The 21,523-nt window shown below is 67.1% G+C and carries 20 protein-coding genes, 1 tRNA gene and 1 pseudogene; 7 read left to right on the top strand and 15 right to left on the bottom strand.

Translation table 11 applies throughout. The features are described 5' to 3' along the window. Entirely contained in the window at window positions 1–1,278 is a 1,278-nt protein-coding gene (locus EJB06_RS15365; protein ID WP_229427102.1) for a penicillin-binding protein activator, read from the bottom strand. 12 nt (window positions 1,279–1,290) lie between these two features. Here EJB06_RS15365 and rsmI point away from each other — a divergent pair, with 12 nt between their 5' ends. The 3 genes from rsmI to EJB06_RS15350 all read left to right on the top strand — a co-directional run bounded on the left by rsmI (window position 1,291) and on the right by EJB06_RS15350 (window position 4,453). Further along, window positions 1,291–2,199 carry a 16S rRNA (cytidine(1402)-2'-O)-methyltransferase gene (rsmI, locus tag EJB06_RS15360; protein ID WP_126074905.1) on the top strand — a complete coding sequence of 303 codons (909 nt, stop codon included), beginning with the start codon at window positions 1,291–1,293 and terminating at the stop codon, window positions 2,197–2,199. A 408-nt stretch (window positions 2,200–2,607) separates the two neighbouring features. Then, window positions 2,608–3,339: an alpha/beta fold hydrolase gene (locus EJB06_RS15355; RefSeq protein WP_126074904.1), complete on the top strand. Its 732-nt coding sequence runs from the start codon at window positions 2,608–2,610 to the stop codon at window positions 3,337–3,339. Window positions 3,340–3,448: 109 nt separating this feature from the next. After that, window positions 3,449–4,453 (top strand): alpha/beta hydrolase, encoded by a 1,005-nt coding sequence (locus EJB06_RS15350; RefSeq protein WP_126074903.1) that lies wholly within the window; start codon window positions 3,449–3,451, stop codon window positions 4,451–4,453. Between the two features lie 27 nt (window positions 4,454–4,480). Here EJB06_RS15350 and EJB06_RS15345 read toward each other — a convergent pair whose 3' ends face one another. Next, window positions 4,481–5,146, bottom strand: a complete 666-nt coding sequence (locus EJB06_RS15345; protein WP_126074902.1) for a hypothetical protein — start codon at window positions 5,144–5,146, stop codon at window positions 4,481–4,483. A gap of 46 nt (window positions 5,147–5,192) precedes the next feature. On the opposite strand from EJB06_RS15345, the gene EJB06_RS15340 reads away from it, so the two are divergent. Next, window positions 5,193–5,269, top strand: a tRNA-Pro gene (locus tag EJB06_RS15340). Window positions 5,270–5,343: 74 nt separating this feature from the next. On the opposite strand, the gene EJB06_RS15335 is transcribed toward EJB06_RS15340, so the two are convergent. Further along, window positions 5,344–5,859: a cupin domain-containing protein gene (locus EJB06_RS15335; RefSeq protein WP_126074901.1), complete on the bottom strand. Its 516-nt coding sequence runs from the start codon at window positions 5,857–5,859 to the stop codon at window positions 5,344–5,346. A gap of 111 nt (window positions 5,860–5,970) precedes the next feature. On the opposite strand from EJB06_RS15335, the pseudogene EJB06_RS32890 reads away from it, so the two are divergent. Beyond that, a pseudogene (locus EJB06_RS32890) lies at window positions 5,971–6,144 on the top strand (LysR family transcriptional regulator); the annotation flags it as partial. A 276-nt stretch (window positions 6,145–6,420) separates the two neighbouring features. Here the strand turns inward: EJB06_RS32890 and EJB06_RS15325 are convergent. From EJB06_RS15325 to EJB06_RS15270, 12 genes are all read right to left on the bottom strand, one after another. After that, window positions 6,421–7,332 carry a hydroxymethylglutaryl-CoA lyase gene (locus tag EJB06_RS15325; protein WP_126074900.1) on the bottom strand — a complete coding sequence of 304 codons (912 nt, stop codon included), beginning with the start codon at window positions 7,330–7,332 and terminating at the stop codon, window positions 6,421–6,423. Between the two features lie 20 nt (window positions 7,333–7,352). Continuing rightward, complete coding sequence (locus EJB06_RS15320; RefSeq protein ID WP_126074899.1) at window positions 7,353–8,282, bottom strand: 2-hydroxyacid dehydrogenase; 930 nt, start codon at window positions 8,280–8,282, stop codon at window positions 7,353–7,355. A 28-nt stretch (window positions 8,283–8,310) separates the two neighbouring features. After that, the gene (locus tag EJB06_RS15315) at window positions 8,311–10,353 is read right to left on the bottom strand and encodes an acetyl-CoA carboxylase biotin carboxylase subunit (protein ID WP_126074898.1); all 2,043 of its coding nucleotides are present in this window, start codon (window positions 10,351–10,353) and stop codon (window positions 8,311–8,313) included. A gap of 34 nt (window positions 10,354–10,387) precedes the next feature. Next, the gene (gene bioB, locus EJB06_RS15310) at window positions 10,388–11,416 is read right to left on the bottom strand and encodes a biotin synthase BioB (RefSeq protein ID WP_126074897.1); all 1,029 of its coding nucleotides are present in this window, start codon (window positions 11,414–11,416) and stop codon (window positions 10,388–10,390) included. 16 nt (window positions 11,417–11,432) lie between these two features. Continuing rightward, complete coding sequence (gene bioD / locus EJB06_RS15305) at window positions 11,433–12,239, bottom strand: dethiobiotin synthase (RefSeq protein WP_126074896.1); 807 nt, start codon at window positions 12,237–12,239, stop codon at window positions 11,433–11,435. A 1-nt stretch (window position 12,240) separates the two neighbouring features. Continuing rightward, a complete protein-coding gene (gene bioF / locus EJB06_RS15300; RefSeq protein WP_126074895.1) occupies window positions 12,241–13,422 on the bottom strand; it encodes an 8-amino-7-oxononanoate synthase in 1,182 nt (393 codons plus the stop codon). A gap of 3 nt (window positions 13,423–13,425) precedes the next feature. Beyond that, window positions 13,426–14,766 carry an adenosylmethionine--8-amino-7-oxononanoate transaminase gene (bioA, locus tag EJB06_RS15295; RefSeq protein WP_229427101.1) on the bottom strand — a complete coding sequence of 447 codons (1,341 nt, stop codon included), beginning with the start codon at window positions 14,764–14,766 and terminating at the stop codon, window positions 13,426–13,428. A 14-nt stretch (window positions 14,767–14,780) separates the two neighbouring features. Then, window positions 14,781–15,566, bottom strand: coding sequence for an enoyl-CoA hydratase/isomerase family protein (locus EJB06_RS15290; protein WP_126074893.1), 786 nt, complete (start codon window positions 15,564–15,566; stop codon window positions 14,781–14,783). Window positions 15,567–15,575: 9 nt separating this feature from the next. After that, window positions 15,576–17,183, bottom strand: coding sequence for a carboxyl transferase domain-containing protein (locus EJB06_RS15285; protein WP_126074892.1), 1,608 nt, complete (start codon window positions 17,181–17,183; stop codon window positions 15,576–15,578). Window positions 17,184–17,195: 12 nt separating this feature from the next. Further along, entirely contained in the window at window positions 17,196–17,621 is a 426-nt protein-coding gene (locus EJB06_RS15280) for a YchJ family protein (protein WP_198420838.1), read from the bottom strand. Window positions 17,622–17,758: 137 nt separating this feature from the next. Then, entirely contained in the window at window positions 17,759–18,049 is a 291-nt protein-coding gene (locus EJB06_RS15275; RefSeq protein ID WP_126074891.1) for a hypothetical protein, read from the bottom strand. A 166-nt stretch (window positions 18,050–18,215) separates the two neighbouring features. Continuing rightward, complete coding sequence (locus EJB06_RS15270) at window positions 18,216–19,451, bottom strand: D-amino acid dehydrogenase (protein WP_126074890.1); 1,236 nt, start codon at window positions 19,449–19,451, stop codon at window positions 18,216–18,218. A gap of 362 nt (window positions 19,452–19,813) precedes the next feature. Between EJB06_RS15270 and EJB06_RS15265 the strand changes: the two genes are divergently transcribed. Further along, window positions 19,814–20,554, top strand: a complete 741-nt coding sequence (locus tag EJB06_RS15265; RefSeq protein WP_126074889.1) for a GntR family transcriptional regulator — start codon at window positions 19,814–19,816, stop codon at window positions 20,552–20,554. An 84-nt stretch (window positions 20,555–20,638) separates the two neighbouring features. Further along, window positions 20,639–21,520 carry an N-acetylmuramic acid 6-phosphate etherase gene (locus tag EJB06_RS15260; RefSeq protein WP_126074888.1) on the top strand — a complete coding sequence of 294 codons (882 nt, stop codon included), beginning with the start codon at window positions 20,639–20,641 and terminating at the stop codon, window positions 21,518–21,520. The last annotated feature ends 3 nt before the right edge of the window (window positions 21,521–21,523 follow it).

Here is a 21,523-nt window from a genome sequence, read left to right as displayed (position 1 = left end):
TTACTGCACGCCGCTGGACGGCTTGAAGCCGCCGCTCTGGTAGACCGCGCTCGGCTGCACCCGCTCGAAGCGCGCCGGGCCGTCGCCGAAGCCGACCGACAGGCGGCCCGTCACCCCGTCCATGGTGAACGGCGCGCCCGGATGCAGGGTGATCTCGCGCGCCACGCGGAAGGCGTCGATGCCGAGCGCGTACAGGCGGTCGAGGTCGAGCGTGCGGCGGCTGGCGTTCCAGCGCGGATACACCATCACGGCCGGGTGATCGGGCTGCACTTCCCACGGCAGGTCGAGCAGGCGCACGCCGTCGAGTTCGGCCAGCGCCGTGCCCGGCTCGGTGCCCGGATTGACCGACGAGGTGCCGTAGGTCGGCAGGGCAGGGCCGAGCGAGGCGCGCACCTGGCGCAGCTGGTCGGCGTCGAGCGCCGTAAACAGCAGGGTCGGCAGGTCGGCATCGACCCGGCCTTTCAACTGGTAAATGCCGGATTCGCTCAGGTAGCCGTTGGTGGCGGCCAGCTCCACCGTCTGCGACGCGTTGCCCAGCTGCTTCCACTGGGCCGCGAAGGCGTTGGCGATGCGGCGCTGCCAGGCGTTGGCGCCGGACACGACCAGCGCGCGCGCGCCCGGATGTTCGCTCGCGGCCCACTGCGCCACCTGGCGCGCCTCGTCTTCGATCGACAGGCCCATCACCAGCAGATTGTGCGGCAGCGCGCCGCCGGTGCCGCGTCCTTCAGGGTGGTTCAGGGCGATGGTCGGCTTGCTGACGGCCACGCCGGCGCCGGCGATCGCGCTCACCGCCGAGCGCGCCAGCGGGCCGACCACGATATCGTTCTGTTCCAGCGCCGTAGTGTAGGCGGCCAGCACGTCTTGCGGGCTGTCGCCGGTTTCGATCAGGTTTACTTCGAAGCCGGTGCGGTCGCGCTCGTACGCGGCCATGAAGCCGGCACGCAGCGCGCCGGCCGGCGGGCCGAGCGCGTCGGAACGGGTCGGCAGCAGCAGGCCGATGCGGGTGGCGGGCGTGCTGTCGGCGGCCTGGCCGGCCGCGCGCGGCTGGGCGCCGGGGACGCTGGCGCCCGGCGGGGCATCGACCGGCATGGTCTCGACCTCGGCTTCGGGGATGACCGGCGCGACGATTTCCGGCGCGCGCGGCGGGACCGGTGCGACACTTGTGTTTGGCTCGATAGGCGCGCACAATCCCCCCGGCCTGTCGCAGGGCGTGCTGCAGGCACTCAGCATGGCGAGCGCACTCACGGCGAACAAACCCTTCAGACTTTTAATCAGCATTACCACTCCCAAATGACAGAATCCCAGACCAGTCCGATCGCCCAGCTTCCCGTCATTGGCGAGGCCGTGCATCAGTCCTATCCTACAGCAACCCTGTATATCGTGGCTACTCCGATTGGCAACGTCACCGACATCAGTGTGCGCGCCTTGCACGTGCTGGCGCTGGTGGACGCGGTCGCCTGCGAAGACACCCGCAACACCGGCCACCTGCTGACCCGCTTCGGCCTGTCGCGCCCGCTGATCGCCGCGCACCAGCACAACGAACGCGAAGCGGCCGACAAGCTGATCGCGCGCCTGCAGGCCGGCGAGCGCATCGCGCTGGTGTCGGACGCCGGCACGCCGGGCGTGTCCGACCCCGGCGCGCGCATCGTCGACGCCGTGCGCGCCGCCGGCCTGCGCGTGGTGCCGCTGCCGGGCGCTTCGGCGGCGGTGACGGCGCTCTCGGCCAGCGGGCTGGTCAACGACCAGTTCTATTTCGTCGGCTTCCTGCCGGCCAAGGCCAGGCAGCGCGAAAGCGCCCTGCAAAAACTGCTGACGGTCGGCGCGACGATGGTGTTCTACGAGGCGCCGCACCGCATCCTGGACTGCGTGGAAGCGCTGGCGGGCGTGTTCGAGCCGGCGCGCCAGGTGGTGTTTGCGCGCGAACTGACCAAGCTGTTCGAAGAAATCCACCGTTGCCCCTTGTCCGAGGCGCTGGCCTGGGTCAAGGCCGACGCCCACCGTGAAAAGGGCGAGTACGTGGTCCTGCTCGAAGGGGCGCAGGCCGAGGGCGATGCCGAGGATGCCGAGGCCGAGCGCATCCTCCATATCCTGCTGGCCGAGTGTTCGGTCAGGCAGGCCGCCAACCTGACGGCGCAGATTACCGGCCGCAAGAAAAACGCCCTGTACGACCGCGCGCTGGAAATCAAGGGCCAGGACTGAGCTGCATCAATCGCACTTTCGCGTCACCGCCATGGTCCAAGCGGGACGCGGGCCGCTTCGTGCCATCGGCCGGGCCAGTCGTATCGGGGGACTGTGCCCGGCGGGTGGGGCGGAGCGGCGCGCGTTGCGGGAGCGAAGAAAACCCGGCAAGTAAACATGTTAAAAAATAGCTTGCTATTCGATAGCGCGCTACTTATACTGTTTCACATGGACGGCAAACAAACACAAGCGACCGCCGTAAAATGTAGTGCACTATACAATAGCTTACTATTTTAATCTCTTAAAAAGGAACCACCATGAAAGCCATCAACACCATCGCCCTCGCCCTGTCGATTTCCGCTGCCGCCGCAGCCCCTGTCATGGCCGCTCCGAGTGCTGCNNNTTTCCGCTGCCGCCGCAGCCCCTGTCATGGCCGCTCCGAGTGCTGCCGCCGCCCTCAAGCCGACCGTCATCCTGGTGCACGGCGCCTTTGCCGACGCCGGCAGCTGGAACGGCGTGGCCGCCAGGCTGCGCGCCGACGGCTACAGCGTGATCGGCGCAGCGAACCCGCTGCGCAGCGTCAAGGGCGATGCGGCGGTGGTGTCGGACATCGTCAAGAGCGTCAAGGGGCCGGTGGTGCTGGTCGGTCACTCCTACGGCGGCGCGGTGATCTCGACCGCCGCCAACGGCAACCCGAACGTCAAAAGCCTGGTCTACGTGGCCGCCTTCGCGCCGGAACAGGGTGAAACGGCGTTGGAACTGTCCGGCCGCTTCCCTGGCGGCACCCTGGGCCAGGCGCTGGCCGAGCCGGTCGCTAACGCCGGCGGCGGCAAGGATTTCTACATCCAGCAGGACAAGTTCCACCAGCAGTTCGCCGCCGACGTGCCGCAAGCCCAGGCCCAGCTGATGGCAATCGCCCAGCGCCCGATCGCCGAAGCGGCCCTGACCGAAGCGTCCGGCGCCCCGGCCTGGAAGAAGCTGCCGTCCTACTTCATCTACGGCAGCGGCGACAAGAATATCCCGGCTGCAGCGCTCGGCTTCATGGCCGAACGCGCCAAATCGCGCAAGACCGTCGAGATCAAGGATGCCTCGCACGTCGTGATGACCTCGAACCCGGCCGCCGTTGCCCGCCTGATCGAAGACGCCGCCCAGGGTCAATAAAGCCAGGTAATCGCACCAATACATAGCTCACTACTTAATAGACATCNNNAGGTAATCGCACCAATACATAGCTCACTACTTAATAGACATCAATTAAAAAGGAAACACCATGAAATCCGCCCTCGCCCTGACCCTGCTCGCCGCTTCGCTCTCGACCGCCCATGCGGCCAGCCTCCCCGGCGTCGAACGCAACACCGCGCAATTTTTAAAAGCGATCGAAGGCGGCAAGCCGCTCAACCAGATGACGCCCGAGGAAGCGCGCGCCGTGCTGGTCGGGGCGCAGAAGGGCGGCAAGGTGGCGCTGGCGCCGGCCGACGTGAGCGAAAAGACGGTCACCCTCGACGGCAAGCCGGTCCGGCTGACCATCGTGCGTCCGGCAGGGGCCAAGGGCAAGATTGCGGCCTTCATGTTCTTCCACGGCGGCGGCTGGGTGCTGGGCGACTATCCGACCCACGAGCGCCTGGTGCGCGACCTGGTGGCCGGTTCCGGCGCGGCGGCGGTGTTCGTCAACTACACGCCATCGCCGGAAGCGGGCTACGGCGTGGCGCTCAGGCAGGCGTATGCGGCAACGCGCTGGGTGTCCGAGAACGGCGACGCGATCGACGTCGACGGCAAGCGCCTGGCGGTGGCCGGCAACAGCGTGGGCGGCAACATGGCGGCGGTGGTCAGCCTGATGGCAAAAGACCAGGGCGCACCGAAGCTGCGCGCCCAGGTGCTGATGTGGCCCGTGACCGATGCCAACTTCGATACGCCGTCGTACAAGCAGTTCGCCGACGGCCACTTTTTGACGCGCGACCTGATGGTCTGGTTCTGGGATCACTACACCAGGGATGCCGGCGAGCGCAAAGAGATCTACGCATCGCCGCTGCAAGCGAGCAGCGCGCAACTGCAAGGCCTGCCGCCGACCCTGATCCAGACCGCCGAATTCGACGTGCTGCGCGATGAAGGCGAAGCCTACGGCCGCAAGCTCGACGCCGCCGGCGTGGACGTCAAGAGCGTGCGCTACAACGGCATGATCCACGACTTCGGCCTGCTCAATGCGCTGTCGGCCTTGCCGAGTACCCGCAGCGCACTGGACCAGGCGTCGCAGGAACTGAAACAGCGCCTCAAGTAAGCAGTGCGGGCCGGTGGACATGCCGGCCTACCACTTGCATCCGCTATCCTTCTTGTCGAGCAGCAGGACGAGCGGTGCCAGCAAGCCGCCGGGAATGCCATCCTTGCAGTCCGGCCGCCTGGCTTGGGCGATCACGCGTGCCGCCCTGGTGTCGGTGGCATACGGCTTCGGTGGAATCTGCGCCACCGCCATGCCGGCGCGTGCCGGATCCGCCTGGGTGGCGATCTGGCGAGCAAACTTGCGGGCCGCATCCGGATCGAACTGCGGCGACCCTGGCGGTGGCGCCACAGTGAACGCTGCCGGTGTGGCAGACTCCGCCGATGCAATCACATGCGGCGCCGCTGCGACGGGCGCCGGAATCTTCTGCGCCGCTGAGGGCCTGGCACCGGCCGATCGCGTCTTGTCCACCTTGAGCGCCGGCTTCTCTTTTACCGGCCGCTCCGGTTTCGCCTCCCGCTCAGGCATCACCTGCGGCGCGCGCAGCATCACCACCAGCGCCGCGTGCGGCGCCTCGGCATCGTCCCGCCACGGCGGCGCCACTGCCTGCCGGTAGGCGAACAGCAGCAGTCCATGCAAGGCAATCGACACAGCGATGCCGGCACCGATTCGCGGCAAAACGCGGCCGCTCGCCGCTCGACCGTCAGCAAATGCGTAAAAATTCATCGATTTCGTAGAAAAATGCGAAAAAATCATACTCACCCTTGACCAAGCGCATTCCCTCCGCTATGATTCTTGTCCTCGGAGTGTGGCGCAGCCCGGTAGCGCACCTGGTTTGGGACCAGGGGGTCCAAGGTTCGAATCCTTGTACTCCGACCAGTCTTACTTATGCAGGCCGACGAAGAACATCTCGTCGACCTGTCATATCTCCCTCTAGCAGTTCTGTTTCGCAATCATTCTCCTTCCCAGTAGTCGACCGATTGGCCAATGTGGCCGACTGTCCGTTGTGGCAGCGTGCGTGCGCCGCCGTCCGCATCGAGCAGCAGTGTCGCATACTTCCCGGAATCGGGAAATTCCACCACTTCCGGCGACTGGTTGGTGCTCAGCGCCAGATAACGCAACTCTCCCTCACCCGTATTGATAATCTGATGCGCCGTCTCCTGCCCGCCCGCCGGACAGGCAACAATATCGCCCTGCCGCAAGGGATAGCTGTCGGCCCCGATCCTGATCGTCCCACTGCCTTGGACAACGATGAACACCTCTTCGTTTACCCGATGATTATGAAAGGGAAAGGCGCGCTTGCCGGGCGCCAGCACGGTCAGGTTGCAGCCCAGCGCGCGCATGCCGATCAGCTCGCCAATCATCGCGATGCGCGGCGCAAAGCGCTCTGCCGCCGCGCCCGTGGGCGCGTATTGCGGCGGCATGTCTTGCGGCGCAAGCTGGTCGAGATTAATAAGGGGATGGGGCATGGCAGTCTCCTTTGCATGATTGACAAGCCATTATAAAAGTGCGGCAGAGGAAGAAAAATCGTTTTCGCCGTAATACACTGTCAATCTGCATTGACAATCGATTGGCCATGGATGCTCAACCTGAACCGGCTGCAAATGTTCGTCACCATTGTCGAGACCGGCTCGTTCACCAACGCCGCAGCCCGCCTGGACGTCACCAAAGCCATGCTGAGCTTCAACCTGAAGCAGCTGGAGGGGGAGCTCGGCGTGTCGCTCCTGACGCGCACCACGCGCAGTCTCGCGCCCGCTGGCGCGGGCGTGGCGGTTTTGCCCGACTGGCTGGTGCACGACGATGTGGCGGCGGGGCGCCTGGTGCGGCTACTGCCCGCGTATGCGCTGCCGGAGCAGGGCGCGTACGGTCTACCCCAACACGCGCCACCTGCCGGCCAGGGTCGGGATGTTCATCGCCTTCCTGCGCGGCTTCGTCGCCGGCCACAGCCCTCGACACGATTAGCCGCATCGGCCCTCGTCCCCGCGCAGGCGGGGACCCAAGGCTGTGCGGCCAGGGGTCCGAAGGTGCGATCAGCCCGCGCGCTTGGCCGCCAGCGCATTGCCCGCGCGGCTAGATCCCTTGCGGCCCAGGTGCTGCGAAATGAACTGCCCCGCATCGACCACCATATCGAGGTCGATCCCGGTATCGATGCCCAAGCCCTGCATCAGGTACAGCACATCCTCGGTCGCCACATTCCCCGTCGCGCCCTTGGCATACGGGCAGCCGCCCAGTCCCGACACCGACGAATGGAAGATCGACACGCCCACTTCCAGGCTGGCATAGATATTCGCCAGCGCCTGTCCGTAGGTGTCGTGAAAGTGCCCCGAGATCCGGTCCAGGTGAAACTCCTGTGCGGCGCGCAGCATCACCGCCTGCGTCTTGCGCGCGGTCGCCACGCCGATGGTATCGGCGATGTCGATCTCGTCGCATCCCAGTTCGCGCATGCGCCCCACCACGTCGGCCACGGCGTCGAGCGAGACTTCGCCCTGGTACGGGCAGCCGAACGCGCAGCTGATGCTGCCGCGCAGGCGCAGGCCGTGTTCCTTGGCCGCCCTGGCCACGCCCTCGAAGCGCGCAATCGATTCGGCGATCGAGCAGTTGATGTTCTTTTGCGAGAACGCCTCCGAGGCCGAGCCGAAGATGACGACTTCGTCGGCCTTGGCCGCCAGCGCCGCATCGAAGCCCTGCATGTTCGGCGTGAGCGCCGAATAAATGGCGCCCGCGCGGCGCGCGATCCCGGCCATCACCTCGGTGCTGGTCGCCATCTGCGGCACCCACTTGGGCGAGACGAACGACGCCGCTTCGATGTTCGCGAAGCCGGCGCGCGAGAGGCGGTCGACCAGCTCGATCTTGACGGCGGCGGGCACCGACTCCTTCTCGTTCTGCAGGCCGTCGCGCGGCCCGACTTCGACGATCTTGACTTGTTGCGGCAGGGTGCTCATGTTGGTTCCTTCGGTAACGGTTAATACCCGCGTGCGCGGTCGACCACGTCGGCCACCGCTTCGCCGCGTTCCAGCGCGCCGATCTTGCCGGCGATCTGCGCCACGCTTTCGCTGCGCAAGGTCAGCGCCGAGATATGCGGCGTGATGGTGATGCGCGGCTCGTCCCAGAACGGATGCGGTCCTGGCAGCGGCTCGTTGCGGAACACGTCGAGCGTGGCCCCGGCGATGTGGCCCGAACGGATCAGGGTCAGCAAATCCGGCTCGGCCACGTGCGCGCCGCGCGCCACGTTGACCACGTATGCGCCCTCGGGCAGCTTGGACAGGTTGGCGCGCGCCAGCAGGTTGGTGGTGTCGGGCGTGAGCGGCAGCATGCACACCAGCACCCGCGTGCCGCGCAAGAAGTCGTCGAGGCCTTCTTCGCCCGCAAAGCAGGTCACGCCCTCGATCTCCTTGTAGCCGCGGCTCCAGCCGCGCAGCGGAAAACCGAACTGCGCCAGCGAGTCGAGCACGCGCTTGCCCAGCATGCCCATGCCCATCACGCCGACCGTGAATTGCGCCTTGTCGAACTGCGGCAGCGGCGCCCAGACGCCACGGCGCGCCTGGCGTTCGTATTCGTCGAAGCGGCGGAAGTAGCGCAGCACCGCGTGCGCCACGTATTCGGCCATCTGGACCGCCATGCCGGCGTCGCCCAGGCGGATGATCGGCACCGGCGGCAGCGCGTCGCCGAACTTGAGAATGGCGTCCACGCCGGCGCCGGTCAGGAAGATGGCCTTGACCTTGGCCAGCTGGTCGAGCAGCGCCGCCGGCGGCGACCACAGGACCGCGTAATCGCACGGCGCGCAGTAGACGCCCTCCTGCCAGACTACCACTTCGGCCTGGGGCAGCACGCTGGCGAAATCGCGGACCCACGGCTCGGTAACGCCGTCGGCCCGATGTAGAAGAATGCGCATGCTTGTCTCCACTATGGTTTTTCTAGTTTTATGCAGCCTTGAATGCCAACAGCGGTGCGCCGTCGGCGACCTGGTCTCCTACCTGATACAGGATTTCCTCAACCAGCCCGTCGCCTGGCGCGCCGATGGTATGTTCCATCTTCATCGCTTCCATGATGACGAGCGGATCGCCCTTCTTGACTTGCTGTCCTTTGGTGGCGAGAACCGCCACCACTTTGCCCGGCATTGGCGCGGTCAGGCGCCCGCCTGCGGCTTCGGCTTCGCCGGCATGCGCCATCGGGTCGTTATAGGCCAGCACAAAGTGCCGCCCGCCCGTGAACACGTGGAAGGTGTCGCCGTCGCGCCGCACGGCGCCGTGGATCGAGGTCGCACCGAGCTTGATCGACAGCTCCGCGCCGTCCTGCGCGGTCACCGCCAGTTCGGCCTCGATGCCGTTCACCGACAGGTCCCAGCCGTGCGGGCGGTAGGTCAGGCCGACCTTGTAGGTCTTGCTCTCTTTCGCCGCCGAATACTCGTCGCTGAACGCGAGCTGGCGCTGGTAGGCGCTGTTCAGGCGCCAGCCGAGCGCATTGCCCCACGGGTCGGCGGCATTCTGCGACTGGCCGCTCGAGGCCTGCTTCTCGGCGCGGGTCAGGGCCACCGCCGCCAGCGCCAGCGCGCCGACCGGCGCCGCTTTTGGCGGCGGGAACAGGGTGTCCGCATTGCGTTCGATCAGGCCCGTGTCCAGGTCGGCCGTGGCGAAGGCGGTGCCTTCGACCAGGCGCTTGAGGAAGGCGATATTCGTGGCCAGGCCGACGATCTGGAACTCGGCCAGCGCCTGCGACATGCGCGCCAGCGCCTGCGTGCGGTCCGCGCCCCAGACAATCAGCTTGGCGATCATCGGATCGTAATACGGCGAGATGGCGTCGCCCTCGCGCACGCCGGAATCGATGCGCACCGCCGCCGGCGAACCGCCCGGCGTGCCTCCCAGTTCAAAACTCACCGCGCCCGGCGTATCCATATGGCGCAAGGTGCCGATCGACGGCAGGAAGCCCTTTTCGGGATTCTCGGCGTAGATGCGCGCTTCGATCGCGTGGCCGTGGATGCCCAGCTCCGCCTGCGTCTTCGGCAGCGCCTGGCCGTTGGCCACGCGCAGCTGCCACTCCACCAGGTCGGTCCCGGTGATCATTTCGGTCACCGGATGCTCCACCTGCAGGCGCGTGTTCATCTCCATGAAGTAGAACGAACCATCCTGGTTGGCGATGAATTCGACCGTGCCCGCGCCCACGTAACCGACCGCGCGCGCGGCAGCCACCGCCGCCTCGCCCATGGCGGCGCGGCGCTCCGCCGACATGCCCGGCGCCGGCGCTTCTTCCAGCACCTTCTGGTGGCGCCGCTGCACCGAGCAGTCGCGCTCGTGCAGGTAGACGCAGTTGCCGTGGGTGTCGGCGAACACCTGGATTTCGATATGGCGTGGACGCAGCAGGTACTTTTCGGCGAGCACCTTGTCGTCGCCGAAAGAGCTGATCGCCTCGCGCTTGCAGGAGGCCAGCGCCGCCTTGAAGTCTTCCGATTTTTCGATCACGCGCATGCCCTTGCCGCCGCCGCCGGCGCTGGCCTTGAGCAGCACCGGGTAACCGATACGGTCGCCCTGCTGCTGCAAGAAGTCCGGATCCTGCTCGTCGCCGTGATAGCCCGGCACCAGCGGCACGTTGGCTTTTTCCATCAGCGACTTGGCGGCCGACTTGGAACCCATCGCGCGCATGGCGGAACCCGGCGGGCCAATGAACACCAGGCCCACCTCGGCGCAGGCATCGGCGAATTCCGCGTTTTCGGACAGGAAGCCGTAGCCTGGGTGGATCGCTTCGGCGCCGGTGGCCAGCGCCACGGCGATGATCTTGTCGCCGCACAGATAGCTCTCTTTGGCGGCGGCGGGGCCGATCAGCACAGCTTCATCGCATACCGCGACATGCTTGGCGTTCGCGTCGGCCTCGGAGTACACGGCGACAGTCCTGATGCCCATGCGGCGCGCGGTAGCGGCGACACGGCAAGCGATTTCGCCACGGTTGGCGATGAGGATTTTTGTGAACATGCGTGGGTCTCGATGGTTGTTCTAAGGTGGTGGATCAGCCGCCGCAGCTGGCCTTGGGCGCCGATTCCAGGGTCGACGCGCGCGTTACCAGGCCCAGTTTGGCCAGCAGGACGCGGTCGTCCTCGGCTTCCGGGTTGTCGGTGGTGAGCAGCTTGTCGCCGTAGAAAATCGAATTCGCGCCGGCCAGGAAGCACATCGCCTGCACCGCTTCGCCCATCTGGCGGCGGCCCGCCGACAGGCGCACGCGCGCCTGCGGCATGGTGATGCGGGCGACTGCGATGGTGCGCACGAATTCGAACGGGTCGAGCGGGTCCATGCCGTGCAGCGGCGTGCCTTCGACCTGCACCAGGTGATTCACAGGCACCGATTCCGGGTACGGGTTCAGGTTCGCCAGTTGCGCGATCAGGCCGGCGCGCTGCAGGCGCGATTCGCCCATGCCGACGATGCCGCCGCAGCAGACCTTCAGGCCGGCGCTGCGCACGCGGCCCAGGGTGTCGAGGCGGTCCTGGTATTCGCGGGTCGAGATCACATTGCTGTAGAACTCAGGCGCGGTGTCCAGGTTGTGGTTGTAGTAGTCCAGGCCCGCTTCCTTCAGGCGGTCGGCCTGGCCTTCCTCGAGCATGCCGAGGGTGGCGCAGGTTTCCAGGCCCAGCGCCTTGACTTCGCGCACCATCTCTTCGACCTTTTCCATGTCGCGCTCTTTCGGGCTGCGCCAGGCGGCGCCCATGCAGAAGCGGGTGGCGCCGTTGGCCTTGGCCTGGCGCGCGGCGTCGAGCACCGTGTCGATGCCGAGGATCTTCTTGGCTTCGACGCCGGTGTCGTAGCGCGCCGCCTGCGGGCAGTAGCCGCAGTCTTCCTCGCAGCCGCCGGTCTTGATCGACAACAGCGTGGCCAGTTCGACGTCGCCCGCCGGGAACTGCTTGCGGTGCACGGTCTGGGCCTGGAACATCAGTTCGTTGAAGGGCAGCTCGAACAGGGCCAGCACGTCCGCCAGCGGCCAGGTGGCCGTGTCAAGCAGGGTGATCGCGGCCGCAGGCGGGTGGAAAGAGAGAGTTTGGGACATCGTGGTTCCTTCAGGTTCAGTCGCGCGCGGACGGCCAGCCAGGCAGCCCCGCGAGATCAATAAATTTGGCCGCTCTAGCAGCAGTCGGCTGGTCCAGGTACGGGACGCGCCCCAGCAGGCGCGCCGGGATGCGCTCGGCCAGCGCCTCGACATTCTCGTCGGCGAAGCGCATGTCCGGATCGATCTCGTTGACCACCCAGCCGGCCAGCACCAGGCCGCGCGCGATGATCGCCTCGACCGTCAGCAGCGCGTGGCTGATGCAGCCGAGGCGCAGACCCACCACCAGGATCACCGGCAGGTTGAGTTGTTCGGCCAGCTGGGCGCTGTCGAAATCGTCCGAGAACGGCACCCGGAAGCCGCCCACGCCCTCGACCACCACGGCATCCGAGGCGGCCGCGATTTCGGCATAGGCGGCGATGATCGGCACCGGTTCGATGGTCACGCCATCGATGCGGGCGGCGATGTGCGGCGCGCAGGCTTCGCGCAGCATGTAGGGGGTGGTGATGTTGACCGGCAGGTGCACATTGCTCTCGGCGACCAGCATGTCGGCGTCGTCGTTATGCAGCTCGCCGTCGCGCATGGCGGCGCCGGCGGCCACCGGCTTCATGCCGCAGGCGCGCACGCCGCCGGCCACCAGCGTGTGCAGGATCGCGGCCGAGACCAGCGTCTTGCCGATTTCGGTGTCGGTGCCGGTGACGAAGCAGCAGAAGCGGGACGGCAGGCCTTCGGCCGCCAGCGACGGCTGCGGCTCGGCGGCGAGGACCGCTTCGGCGCCGGCTGCCGGTTCGGTTACGACGGGTACGATGGGATCATTGAGGCTCATTTCACGTCCTTTCCAGGTCGTTGAGCACAGCGGCAAGCTGCGCGACTTCTTCGTGCGTGTGCGCAGCCGAGAGGGTCGCGCGCAGGCGCGCGGTCCCTTCGGGCACGGTCGGAGGCCGGATCGCCGGCACCCACAGGCCATGGCCGTGCAGGCCGGCGCCGATGCGCAGGACTTCTTCGTTGGTGCCGATCACGATCGCCTGGATCGCGGTGTTCGACGGTACGCGCTGCCAGCGGGTCAGGTCGAGCTGCTCGTCGAAGGCGGCGATCAGGGACTGCAGGTGCGCGCGGCGCGAGGCGCCTTCGTCGCCGCCGATGATGTCGATGCTGGCCAGCAGCGCGTGCGCCAGCGCCGGCGGCGCGGCGGTGGTGTAGATGTACGGGCGTCCGCGCTGGATCATCAGTTCGATCACGCTGGCGTGCGCCGCCACGAACGCGCCGCCGACGCCGGCGGCCTTGCCCAGGGTGCCCATGTAGACGATATTCGGCGAGCGCAGATCGAAGTGCTCGAGCGCGCCGCGTCCGTGCGCGCCCAGCACGCCGAAGCCGTGGGCGTCGTCGATCACCAGCCATGCATCGTGCCGTTCGCACAGCGCCAGCAGCTCGGGCAGGGGAGCGATGTCGCCATCCATGCTGAAGACGCTGTCGGTGACCACCAGCTTGGTGGTGGCGTTGCTGGCGGCCAGCAGGGCGCCGAGGGCCGCCAGGTCGGCGTGCGGATACACCTTGACCGAGGCACGCGCCAGGCGCGCGCCGTCGATCAGCGAGGCGTGGTTCAGCGACTCCGAAAAAATCTGGGCGTCGCCGTCGGCGCCGAGGGCGGTCAGGATCGCCAGGTTGGCCATGTAGCCGGTGCAAAAGCTCAGCGCGCGCGCCGATTCCAGGTGCGGGCCGACGAATTCGGCCAGCCGGTCTTCCAGCCGCTGGTGCGCCACGCTGTGGCCCGAGATCAGGTGCGAGGCGCCGCTGCCGGCGCCGTACAGGTCCGCGCCTTCGCGCAGCGCGTCGACCACGCGCGGGTGCGCGGCCAGGCCCAGGTAGTCGTTGCTGGCAAAGGCCAGCAGCGCGCGCCCGCCCACCATCAGGCGCGGCTTGCACGGCGTTTCCACCACGCGCCGTTCGCGCGTCAGGCTTTGCTCGTCGAGCTGGCGCAGCTGGCTCTCGATGGCGTCGATCAGTTTCATCTGTCAGCTCGCGATCACGGAGTCGAACACGGCGCGGGTGCGCTCGGCCAGGCCGTCGCTTTCCTCGTCGCCGAGGATATACGGCGGCATCAGGTAGACGGTGCGGCCGATGGGGCGCAGCAGCAGTTCGTTTTCCAGCGCGCTGGCGAAGAAGCGGCGCGAGAAGGTGGCGGCGCGCGCGGCGTCCGGTTCGACCGCGTCGAAGGCCCAGATCATGCCGCGCTGGCGGAAATTGCGCACGCGCTCATGTTCTGCCAGGGGCGCGAGCGCCATCGTCAGGCGCGTGGCGCGCGCGCGGTTGCGGTTCAACACATCGTCGTCCTGGAAGATCTGCAGGGTCGCCAGCGCCGCGCGGCAGGCCAGCGGATTGCCGGTGTACGAGTGCGAATGCAGGAAGCCGCGCGTGACATCGGCGCTGTAGAAGGCCTGGTACACCTCGTCGCGCGTGAGCACCAGCGAGAGCGGCAGGTAGCCGCCGCTGATGCCTTTCGACAGGCACAGGAAGTCGGGCCAGATGGCGGCCTGCTCGCAGGCGAAAAAGGTGCCGGTGCGTCCGCAGCCGACCGCGATTTCGTCGAGGATCATGTGCACCTGGAAGCGGTCGCACAGTTCGCGCACCAGGGTCAGGTACAGCGGGTCGTGCATCGCCATGCCGGTCGCGCACTGGACCAGCGGTTCGATGATGATGGCGGCGATGCGGTCCGCGCGTTCTTCGAACAGCTTTTCCACATCGGCGGCGGCGCGCCGCGCCACGTCCTGCGCGCTTTCGCCTTCCAGCGCATTGCGCGCGTCCGGCGAGGCCACCACGCGCGCGGCGCGCAGCAGCGGGCCGTAGGCATCCTTGAACAGGGCCACGTCGGTGACCGCCAGCGCGCCGATGGTTTCGCCGTGGTAGCTGCCCTGCAGGCAGACGAATTCCTGCTTGTCCGACAGGCCCGCGTTGCGCCACGCATGGAAACTCATTTTCAGCGCGATCTCGACCGCCGATGCGCCGTCCGACGCATAGAACGCGTGGCCGAGCACCTTGCCGGTCATCTCGGACAACTGCTCCGACAGGCGCACCACCGGTTCGTGCGTGAAGCCGGCCAGCATGGCGTGCTCGAGCCGGTCCAGCTGGTCCTTGAGGGCCGCGTTGATGACCGGGTTGGCGTGGCCGAACAGGTTGACCCACCAGGAACTGATCGCATCCAGGTAACGCTTGCCCTCGTGGTCATACAGCCACGCGCCGCGCCCGTGGCTGACCGGAATCAGCGGAACGCTGTTTTCACCGTTCGCGTGATGCTGCATCTGCGTGCACGGATGCCACACGCTGCGCAGGCTGCGCGCTACCCAATCCTGGGACATGTCCGCCATCCCCCTTACACCAGCCACGAAGGCTTGCGTTTTTCGAGGAACGAGGCCACGCCTTCGCGCCCTTCGCTTGAGGCGCGCACGTTGGCGATGCGTTCGGCGGTGTCGACCACCATCGCCGCGTCGACCGCCTTGCCGGCGATCTCGCGCACCAGCACCTTGGCTTCGCGCACGGCGTTCGGGCTGCTGGTGACGATCGCGTTGACGATGGCCGCCACGTGGGCGTCGAGCGCGTCGGCCGGCACCACATCGTGCACGAAGCCGATGCGGTGCGCTTCCTGGGCGCTGAATTTTTCGGCCGTGAGGAAGTAGCGGCGCGCCGCGTTCTCGCCCATGGCGCGGATCACGTATGGCGAAATGGTCGCCGGGATCAGTCCGAGCTTGACTTCGGACAGGCAGAAGCTGGCGCTGTTGACAGTTACCGCGATGTCGCAGGCGGCCACCACGCCCATGCCGCCGGCGTAGCAGTCGCCCTGGATCTTGGCGAGCACCGGTTTCGGGCACAGGTAGATCGCGCGCAGCATCTCGGCCAGCCTGGAGGCGTCCTCGCTGTTTTCGGCGTGCGAATAGCCGGCCATCTTCTTCATCCAGTTCAGGTCCGCGCCGGCGCAGAAGGCCGGCCCGTTCGCATCGAGCACGATGGCGCGGATATCGTCTGCGCGGCCCAGTTCATCGAAAGCGAGCGACAGTTCGGCGATCGTGATCTCGTTGAAGGCGTTGCGCACGTCCGGGCGGTTCAAGGTGACGGTGGCGACCTTGCCGGCGACGGCGACGGCGAGTGTTTGATATTCCATGTTGTTCCTTTACATGCGGAAGACGCCGAACTTCGTGTCCGGGATCTCCGCGTTGAGGGCGGCCGACAGTCCCAGGCCGAGCACCATGCGGGTGTCGGCCGGATCGATCACGCCATCGTCCCACAGGCGCGCGGTGGCGTAGTAAGGGTGGCCCTGGTGTTCGTACTGTTCCTTGATCGGCTGCTTGAAGGCGGCTTCTTCTTCCGGCGACCACTGGCCGCCCTTGCCCTCGATGCCGTCGCGCTTGACCGTGGCCAGCACCGACGCGGCCTGGTCGCCGCCCATCACCGAGATGCGCGCGTTAGGCCACATCCACAGGAAGCGCGGCGAGAACGCGCGTCCGCACATGCCGTAGTTGCCGGCGCCGAAGCTGCCGCCGATGATGACCGTGAACTTCGGCACCGCCGCCGTGGCGACCGCCGTGACCATCTTGGCGCCGTTGCGGGCGATGCCTTCGTTTTCGTATTTGCGCCCGACCATGAAGCCGGTGATATTTTGCAGGAACACCAGCGGGATCCTGCGCTGGCAGCACAGTTCGATGAAGTGCGTGCCCTTCAAGGCCGACTCGGAGAACAGGATGCCGTTGTTGGCGATGATGCCGACCTTGACGCCGTAAATGTGGGCGAAGCCGCAAATGAGGGTGGTGCCGTAGCGCGCCTTGAATTCGTCGAAGTCGCTGCCGTCGACGATGCGGGCGATGACTTCGCGCACGTCGAAGGGCTTGCGCGTATCGACCGGGATCACGCCGTACAGTTCTTCGGGTGCGTATGTGGGTTCGACGGACGCGCGCAGCGCCATCTGGGCCGGTTTGACGCGGTTCAGGTTCGACACGATGGTGCGCGCCAGGGACAGCGCGTGCAGGTCGTTCTGCGCCAGGTGGTCGACCACGCCGGACAGGCGCGTGTGCACATCGCCGCCGCCCAGGTCTTCGGCCGTGACCACTTCGCCGGTGGCCGCTTTCACCAGCGGCGGGCCGCCCAGGAAAATCGTGCCCTGTTCCTTGACGATGATCGACTCGTCGCTCATGGCCGGCACGTAGGCGCCGCCGGCGGTGCACGAGCCCATCACGACGGCGATCTGCGGGATGCCCTTGGCCGACAAATTGGCCTGGTTGAAGAAGATGCGCCCGAAATGGTCGCGGTCGGGGAAGACGTCGTCCTGGTTCGGCAGGTTGGCGCCGCCCGAGTCGACCAGGTAGATGCAGGGCAGCTTGTTCTGGTCGGCGATTTCCTGCGCGCGCAGGTGCTTCTTGACCGTCATCGGGTAATAGGTGCCGCCCTTGACGGTGGCGTCGTTACAGACGATCACGCACTCCTGGCCGGACACGCGGCCGATGCCGGTGATGATGCCGGCGGCCGGTGCGGCGCCGTCGTACATCTCGTAGGCGGCCAGCTGCGACAGTTCGAGGAAGGGCGTGCCGGGATCGAGCAGCATCTGCACGCGGTCGCGCGGCAGCAGCTTGCCGCGCGCGACATGCCTGGCGCTGGCGGCGTCGCCCCCGCCGGCGGCGGCCGCGGTGACCTTGGCGCGCAGGTCGTCGACGATGCGTTGCATGGCTGCGGCGTTGGCCTTGAAGTCGTCGCTGCGCGGATTGAGTTTGCTGTCGATGTGGGGCATTGCGATCCTTTTTTAGTCCGGGAAACTGCCGTCCAGGTAGTACCAGCGCGCCACGCCGTCATGGGTCTCGCGGACGAAACGGCTCACTTCGTGCAGGCGGTGCGCGCGCCCGCCAATCTTGTAGCGGGCGACGAATTCTACGGTATCGGCGTCCGGCGATTCTAGCAGGTTTGCTTGACGTTTACGTAAACGTAAAGCAGATTTAATCTCCAGTCCGAGCCAGCGGGCAGGATCGTTTTCGCCGACGATGGGCTCGGCCGGGACGGTGCTCGGATGCCAGGTGGCGCGCAGGTAGGCCTCGTTTCCCAGGGTGTAGGCGGTGTAGCGCGAGCGCATCAGGGCTTCCGCCGTGGGGGGCACGGCGTCACCGCTCAGGAAGGGAGCGCAGCAGGCGGCGAAGGCGGCGCCGCCGCAGGGGCAACTGGAGGGAGAGGGCATGATTGTTTGCAAAGACGGAATCTTGCAATTATCCGCCATATTGCCGGCGACGATGGGACCGTGTGCGCCTTTGCGTGCGCGCGGACTGGAAAAGCAAGCGAGGGTGGTTGGAGCTTCAGTGACGCGGCGTGTACTCTCTACTGTGCGCCGAAGCCCGCCTTGAACTGAGCCAACAGCTTGGCAGCGTAGCCCTCCGGGTCGGACCTGGTGCCCAGTGCGCGGGCCATCTCGACGAGATAGCGATACGACCTGCCGTCGACGAGCAGCTCGAGCTGGGCATCCGCACGGCTTGCAGGTTCATTGCCTGGCTCAAAAGCGCATCTTTGTCCGGCAACGCCGGTGCTCGTGGCCAGGGCAGCGATAGCGGCGTCCAGTACAAGTTCGGCGTTTCGCTGCTGGCTGGTCCGGAGTAGAGCTGGAGCGTTCATTTTTACTCTCTGTTCACGTTACATGAACATTGAACTTTGTTGAACATGCCGTCAAGTTTTGTTCGCATTTTTTCGCATTCGGAGCCGGTCGTGGCCGGCACACCTGGTTAACGCCTGTCCGCCTTTCCCGCCGCCGCCACACGCCTTGCCAGTACCCCATCGATCGTCAGCCACCCAGCCCCAGCCCCTCCATGCCGATCGGCGGCGCCACACCCCGCATCACATCGGCCAGCACGCTGGCCGAGCCGCACGCCAGGGTAAACCCCAGCGGCCCGTGCCCCACGTTCAGCCACAGATTGCTCAAGGGCGTGGCCCCGATGATCGGCGCGCTGCCGGGCGTGGCCGGACGCAGGCCGGCCCAGGCCGTCATCGCCTCGTAATCGGCCGCGCGCGGCATCGCCGCGCGCGCCTGGCGCAGCAGTCCCGCAATCCGCCGCGCGTCGAGCGAGGCATCCTCGCCCACCATGTCGACCATGGCCGCCACCCGCAGCTGTTCGCCGATGCGCGCATACAGCACCTTGCGCTCGAAGTCGGTCACGCTGATGTCGGGCGCCAGGTCCCCGGGCCGGATCGGCGCGGACAGGCTGTAGCCCTTGAGCGGATACAGCGGCAGGTAAATGCCCGCCGTGGCCGCCAGCGTCCGGCTGCGGATGCCCGCCGCCAGCACGATGTCGTCGGCCGCCAGCATCCCGGCGCTGGTATCGAGCCAGCGTACCTTGCCGTGCTCGACCAGCAACTGGCGCGCCTGGCCGCGCACGATGCCGCGAAAACGCGCATGCGCGCGCAGGCGCTGCCCCAGTCCGACGCAAAACGCGTGGCAGTCCGCCACCGCCTCCCCCTGGTTGAACACGCCGCCGGCCAGCACCGCCTGCGCCGCCGCCAGGGCCGGCTCGCGCGCCACGCACCCGGCCGCCGACAGCACCTCGCCGCCGCCGGCCGCCCGCGCCGCCGCGTCGAACAAGGCCGGCGAGCGGTATACCACCAGCTTGCCCGCCTCGCGCCAAGCGAACTCGTCTTTGGGCAGGATGCCGTCCAGCCGCCCCAGCGCAGTGCGGCTCAGTTCGCCTAAAGCGAGCAGGCGCGCCGTGGTGCGGCGATGGGTGTGCGCATTGCAGTGCGCCACGAACTGCGCCAGCCAGCGCCACTGGCGGCGGTCGGCCTCGGGCCGGAAACGCAGCGGCCCATCTTTTTGCAGCAGCCAGCGCAGCGCCTTGAGCGGCACCCCGGCATCGGCGAACGGCGCCACGTAGCGATAGCTGAGCTGGCCGCCGTTGCGGAAACTCGCGCCGGCGCCGAGCGTGGCCTCGCCTTCGAGCAGGGTCACGCCGAAGCCGGCCTCGGCCAGCCACCAGGCCGACGCCAGTCCCACCACCCCGCCGCCGATCACGATCACCTCCCGCATGCCGTTCCACCCCTTGCCGATGCCGATGGCGCCAGCTTACGGACAGAGCGCCGCGCGCGCCAATGAATCTTGCGGGCGCGCCCATAACCGCCGCTCATGAGTCTTGTCGAGGAAATAAGAACTCTGGCCCCTTTGGCAGCACGGCATAAAAATTCCGGCGCGGCGCGGGAGCCGGCAGGCCAATCAGGCTAGAATGTACGACCAGCGCCACACTCTTTCGCCGCCCGCGATAACGTGCCGATATGTGCGCGGTGGCGTATTTCATACTGGCGCATACTGACCGGCAGCGGCAATGCGACGCACTGTTGCGCGCGCCGGCACGATGGCAGCAGCACAGGACCATGACCATGAGCGGAACCGTAATGAGCACTACCCATACCGATTTCAAGGTCGATTTGAACGACAATTCCCCGCTGTACATGCAAGTGGCACGCAAGCTGATCCAGGATGTGCGCGACGGGCGCTACCAGGTCGACCAGGCGCTGCCGTCCGAACGGCTGCTGTCCGAACAGCTCGACGTGTCGCGCGTGACCGCCCGCAAGGCCATCGACCAGCTGGTCGAGCAGGGCCTGGTGGTGCGCCGCCGCGGCTCCGGCAACTACGTGGCGCCGCGCATCGAGCAGCCGCTGTCGAACCTGTCCAGCTTTTCCGAGCAGTTGCAGCAGCGCGGCTACCGTCCCGGATCGCAGTGGCTCAGCCGCTCGGTGGTGGTCGCCTCCGCCGACGAGCAACTGAGCCTGGGCCTGTCGCCGAATGCGCGCGTGGCCCGCCTCGAACGCCTGCGCCTGGCCGACGAGGTCGTCATGGCCTACGAGGTCAGCGTGATTCCCGCCAGCGTGCTGCCGCGTCCGGAAGCGGTCGGCAATTCCCTGTACGAGCACCTGGCCACCACCGGCCACACCCCGGTGCGCGCGCTGCAGCACATCCGCGCCATGAATGCCGGCGCCGTGCTGGCCGGCCAGCTCGGCGTGCCCGAAGGCCAGGCCGTGCTGTACATCACGCGCGTGGGCTACCTGGAATCGGGCCAGGCGGTCGAACTGACCCATTCGTATTGCCGCAGCGACCATTACGACTTCGTGGCGGAGATGCGCCGCGTCGCCTGATGCGGTGTTTACTTTTGCCTGTTTCATACTGAACATCACGCATTTGGCATTACACTAGCCGCATCCCAGCATCCCGGAGCGGCCATGTTGAATACCGAAACGCCCGATGGCCAGCATGCGGCCCTCGACCAGTATCCGACCGCCGAGCTGGTCCGCACGCTGGTCGACGATCAATTCCATGCCGTGCGCGCGGTGCAGGCCGCGTCCGCCGGGATCGCCGCCGCCGTCACGGCCGCCCTGCCGCGCATCGACGCCGGCGGGCGCCTGATCTACGTGGGCGCCGGCACCTCGGGCCGCCTCGGTGTGCTCGACAGCGTCGAACTGTATCCCACCTTTTCCTGGCCACACGAACGCGCGCTGGCGCTGCTGGCCGGCGGCATCGACGCCATGTTCGTCGCGGTCGAAGGGGCCGAGGACGACAGCGCCCAGGGCGCGGCCGACCTGCGCGCGCTCAATCCCGGGCGCGACGACGTGGTGCTGCTGCTGGCCGCCTCGGGCGCCACGCCCTACGTGCTGGGGGCCCTGCGCGCCGCCGCCGAGGCCGGTGCGCTGACGGTCGGCTTCGCCAACAATCCCGATGCCCCGGTGGTGCGCGAAGCGCAGATCGGCATCACCCTCGACACCGGCCCCGAAGTCATTTCCGGCAGCACCCGCCTGAAAGCCGGCACGTCCCAGAAAATTGCCCTGAACACCTTTTCGAGCGCCTTGATGGTGCGTTTACACAAGGTCTACGGCAACCTGATGGTAGACTTGAAGCCAAGCAATGCCAAGCTGGTGCTGCGCGCGGTCCGCCTGACGATGTTTGCCACCGGCGCCGACGAGGCCGCCGCCCGCGCGGTGCTGGAACAATGCGATTTCCATGTCAAGGTCGCCATCGTGGCCCTGACCAGAAAAACCAGTATCGGCCAGGCCAGGGCCCTGCTTGACAGCGCGCGCGGCAGCGTGCGCCAGGCGCTTGCGGCCTGAGGT

The sequence above is a fragment of the Massilia atriviolacea genome, assembly GCF_003953935.1.
Lineage (GTDB): Bacteria > Pseudomonadota > Gammaproteobacteria > Burkholderiales > Burkholderiaceae_D > Telluria_A > Telluria_A atriviolacea.
This window is presented reverse-complemented; position numbering and strand designations above follow the sequence as displayed.

Coding starts and splice junctions, on each gene's coding strand:
- EJB06_RS15365 (WP_229427102.1), bottom strand. CDS start 1,278: ATGCTGATTAAAAGTCTGAAGGGTTTGTTCGCCGTGAGTGCGCTCGCC.
- rsmI (WP_126074905.1), top strand. CDS start 1,291: ATGACAGAATCCCAGACCAGTCCGATCGCCCAGCTTCCCGTCATTGGC.
- EJB06_RS15355 (WP_126074904.1), top strand. CDS start 2,608: ATGGCCGCTCCGAGTGCTGCCGCCGCCCTCAAGCCGACCGTCATCCTG.
- EJB06_RS15350 (WP_126074903.1), top strand. CDS start 3,449: ATGAAATCCGCCCTCGCCCTGACCCTGCTCGCCGCTTCGCTCTCGACC.
- EJB06_RS15345 (WP_126074902.1), bottom strand. CDS start 5,146: ATGATTTTTTCGCATTTTTCTACGAAATCGATGAATTTTTACGCATTT.
- EJB06_RS15335 (WP_126074901.1), bottom strand. CDS start 5,859: ATGCCCCATCCCCTTATTAATCTCGACCAGCTTGCGCCGCAAGACATG.
- EJB06_RS15325 (WP_126074900.1), bottom strand. CDS start 7,332: ATGAGCACCCTGCCGCAACAAGTCAAGATCGTCGAAGTCGGGCCGCGC.
- EJB06_RS15320 (WP_126074899.1), bottom strand. CDS start 8,282: ATGCGCATTCTTCTACATCGGGCCGACGGCGTTACCGAGCCGTGGGTC.
- EJB06_RS15315 (WP_126074898.1), bottom strand. CDS start 10,353: ATGTTCACAAAAATCCTCATCGCCAACCGTGGCGAAATCGCTTGCCGT.
- bioB (WP_126074897.1), bottom strand. CDS start 11,416: ATGTCCCAAACTCTCTCTTTCCACCCGCCTGCGGCCGCGATCACCCTG.
- bioD (WP_126074896.1), bottom strand. CDS start 12,239: ATGAGCCTCAATGATCCCATCGTACCCGTCGTAACCGAACCGGCAGCC.
- bioF (WP_126074895.1), bottom strand. CDS start 13,422: ATGAAACTGATCGACGCCATCGAGAGCCAGCTGCGCCAGCTCGACGAG.
- bioA (WP_229427101.1), bottom strand. CDS start 14,766: ATGTCCCAGGATTGGGTAGCGCGCAGCCTGCGCAGCGTGTGGCATCCG.
- EJB06_RS15290 (WP_126074893.1), bottom strand. CDS start 15,566: ATGGAATATCAAACACTCGCCGTCGCCGTCGCCGGCAAGGTCGCCACC.
- EJB06_RS15285 (WP_126074892.1), bottom strand. CDS start 17,183: ATGCCCCACATCGACAGCAAACTCAATCCGCGCAGCGACGACTTCAAG.
- EJB06_RS15280 (WP_198420838.1), bottom strand. CDS start 17,621: ATGCCCTCTCCCTCCAGTTGCCCCTGCGGCGGCGCCGCCTTCGCCGCC.
- EJB06_RS15275 (WP_126074891.1), bottom strand. CDS start 18,049: ATGAACGCTCCAGCTCTACTCCGGACCAGCCAGCAGCGAAACGCCGAA.
- EJB06_RS15270 (WP_126074890.1), bottom strand. CDS start 19,451: ATGCGGGAGGTGATCGTGATCGGCGGCGGGGTGGTGGGACTGGCGTCG.
- EJB06_RS15265 (WP_126074889.1), top strand. CDS start 19,814: ATGAGCACTACCCATACCGATTTCAAGGTCGATTTGAACGACAATTCC.
- EJB06_RS15260 (WP_126074888.1), top strand. CDS start 20,639: ATGTTGAATACCGAAACGCCCGATGGCCAGCATGCGGCCCTCGACCAG.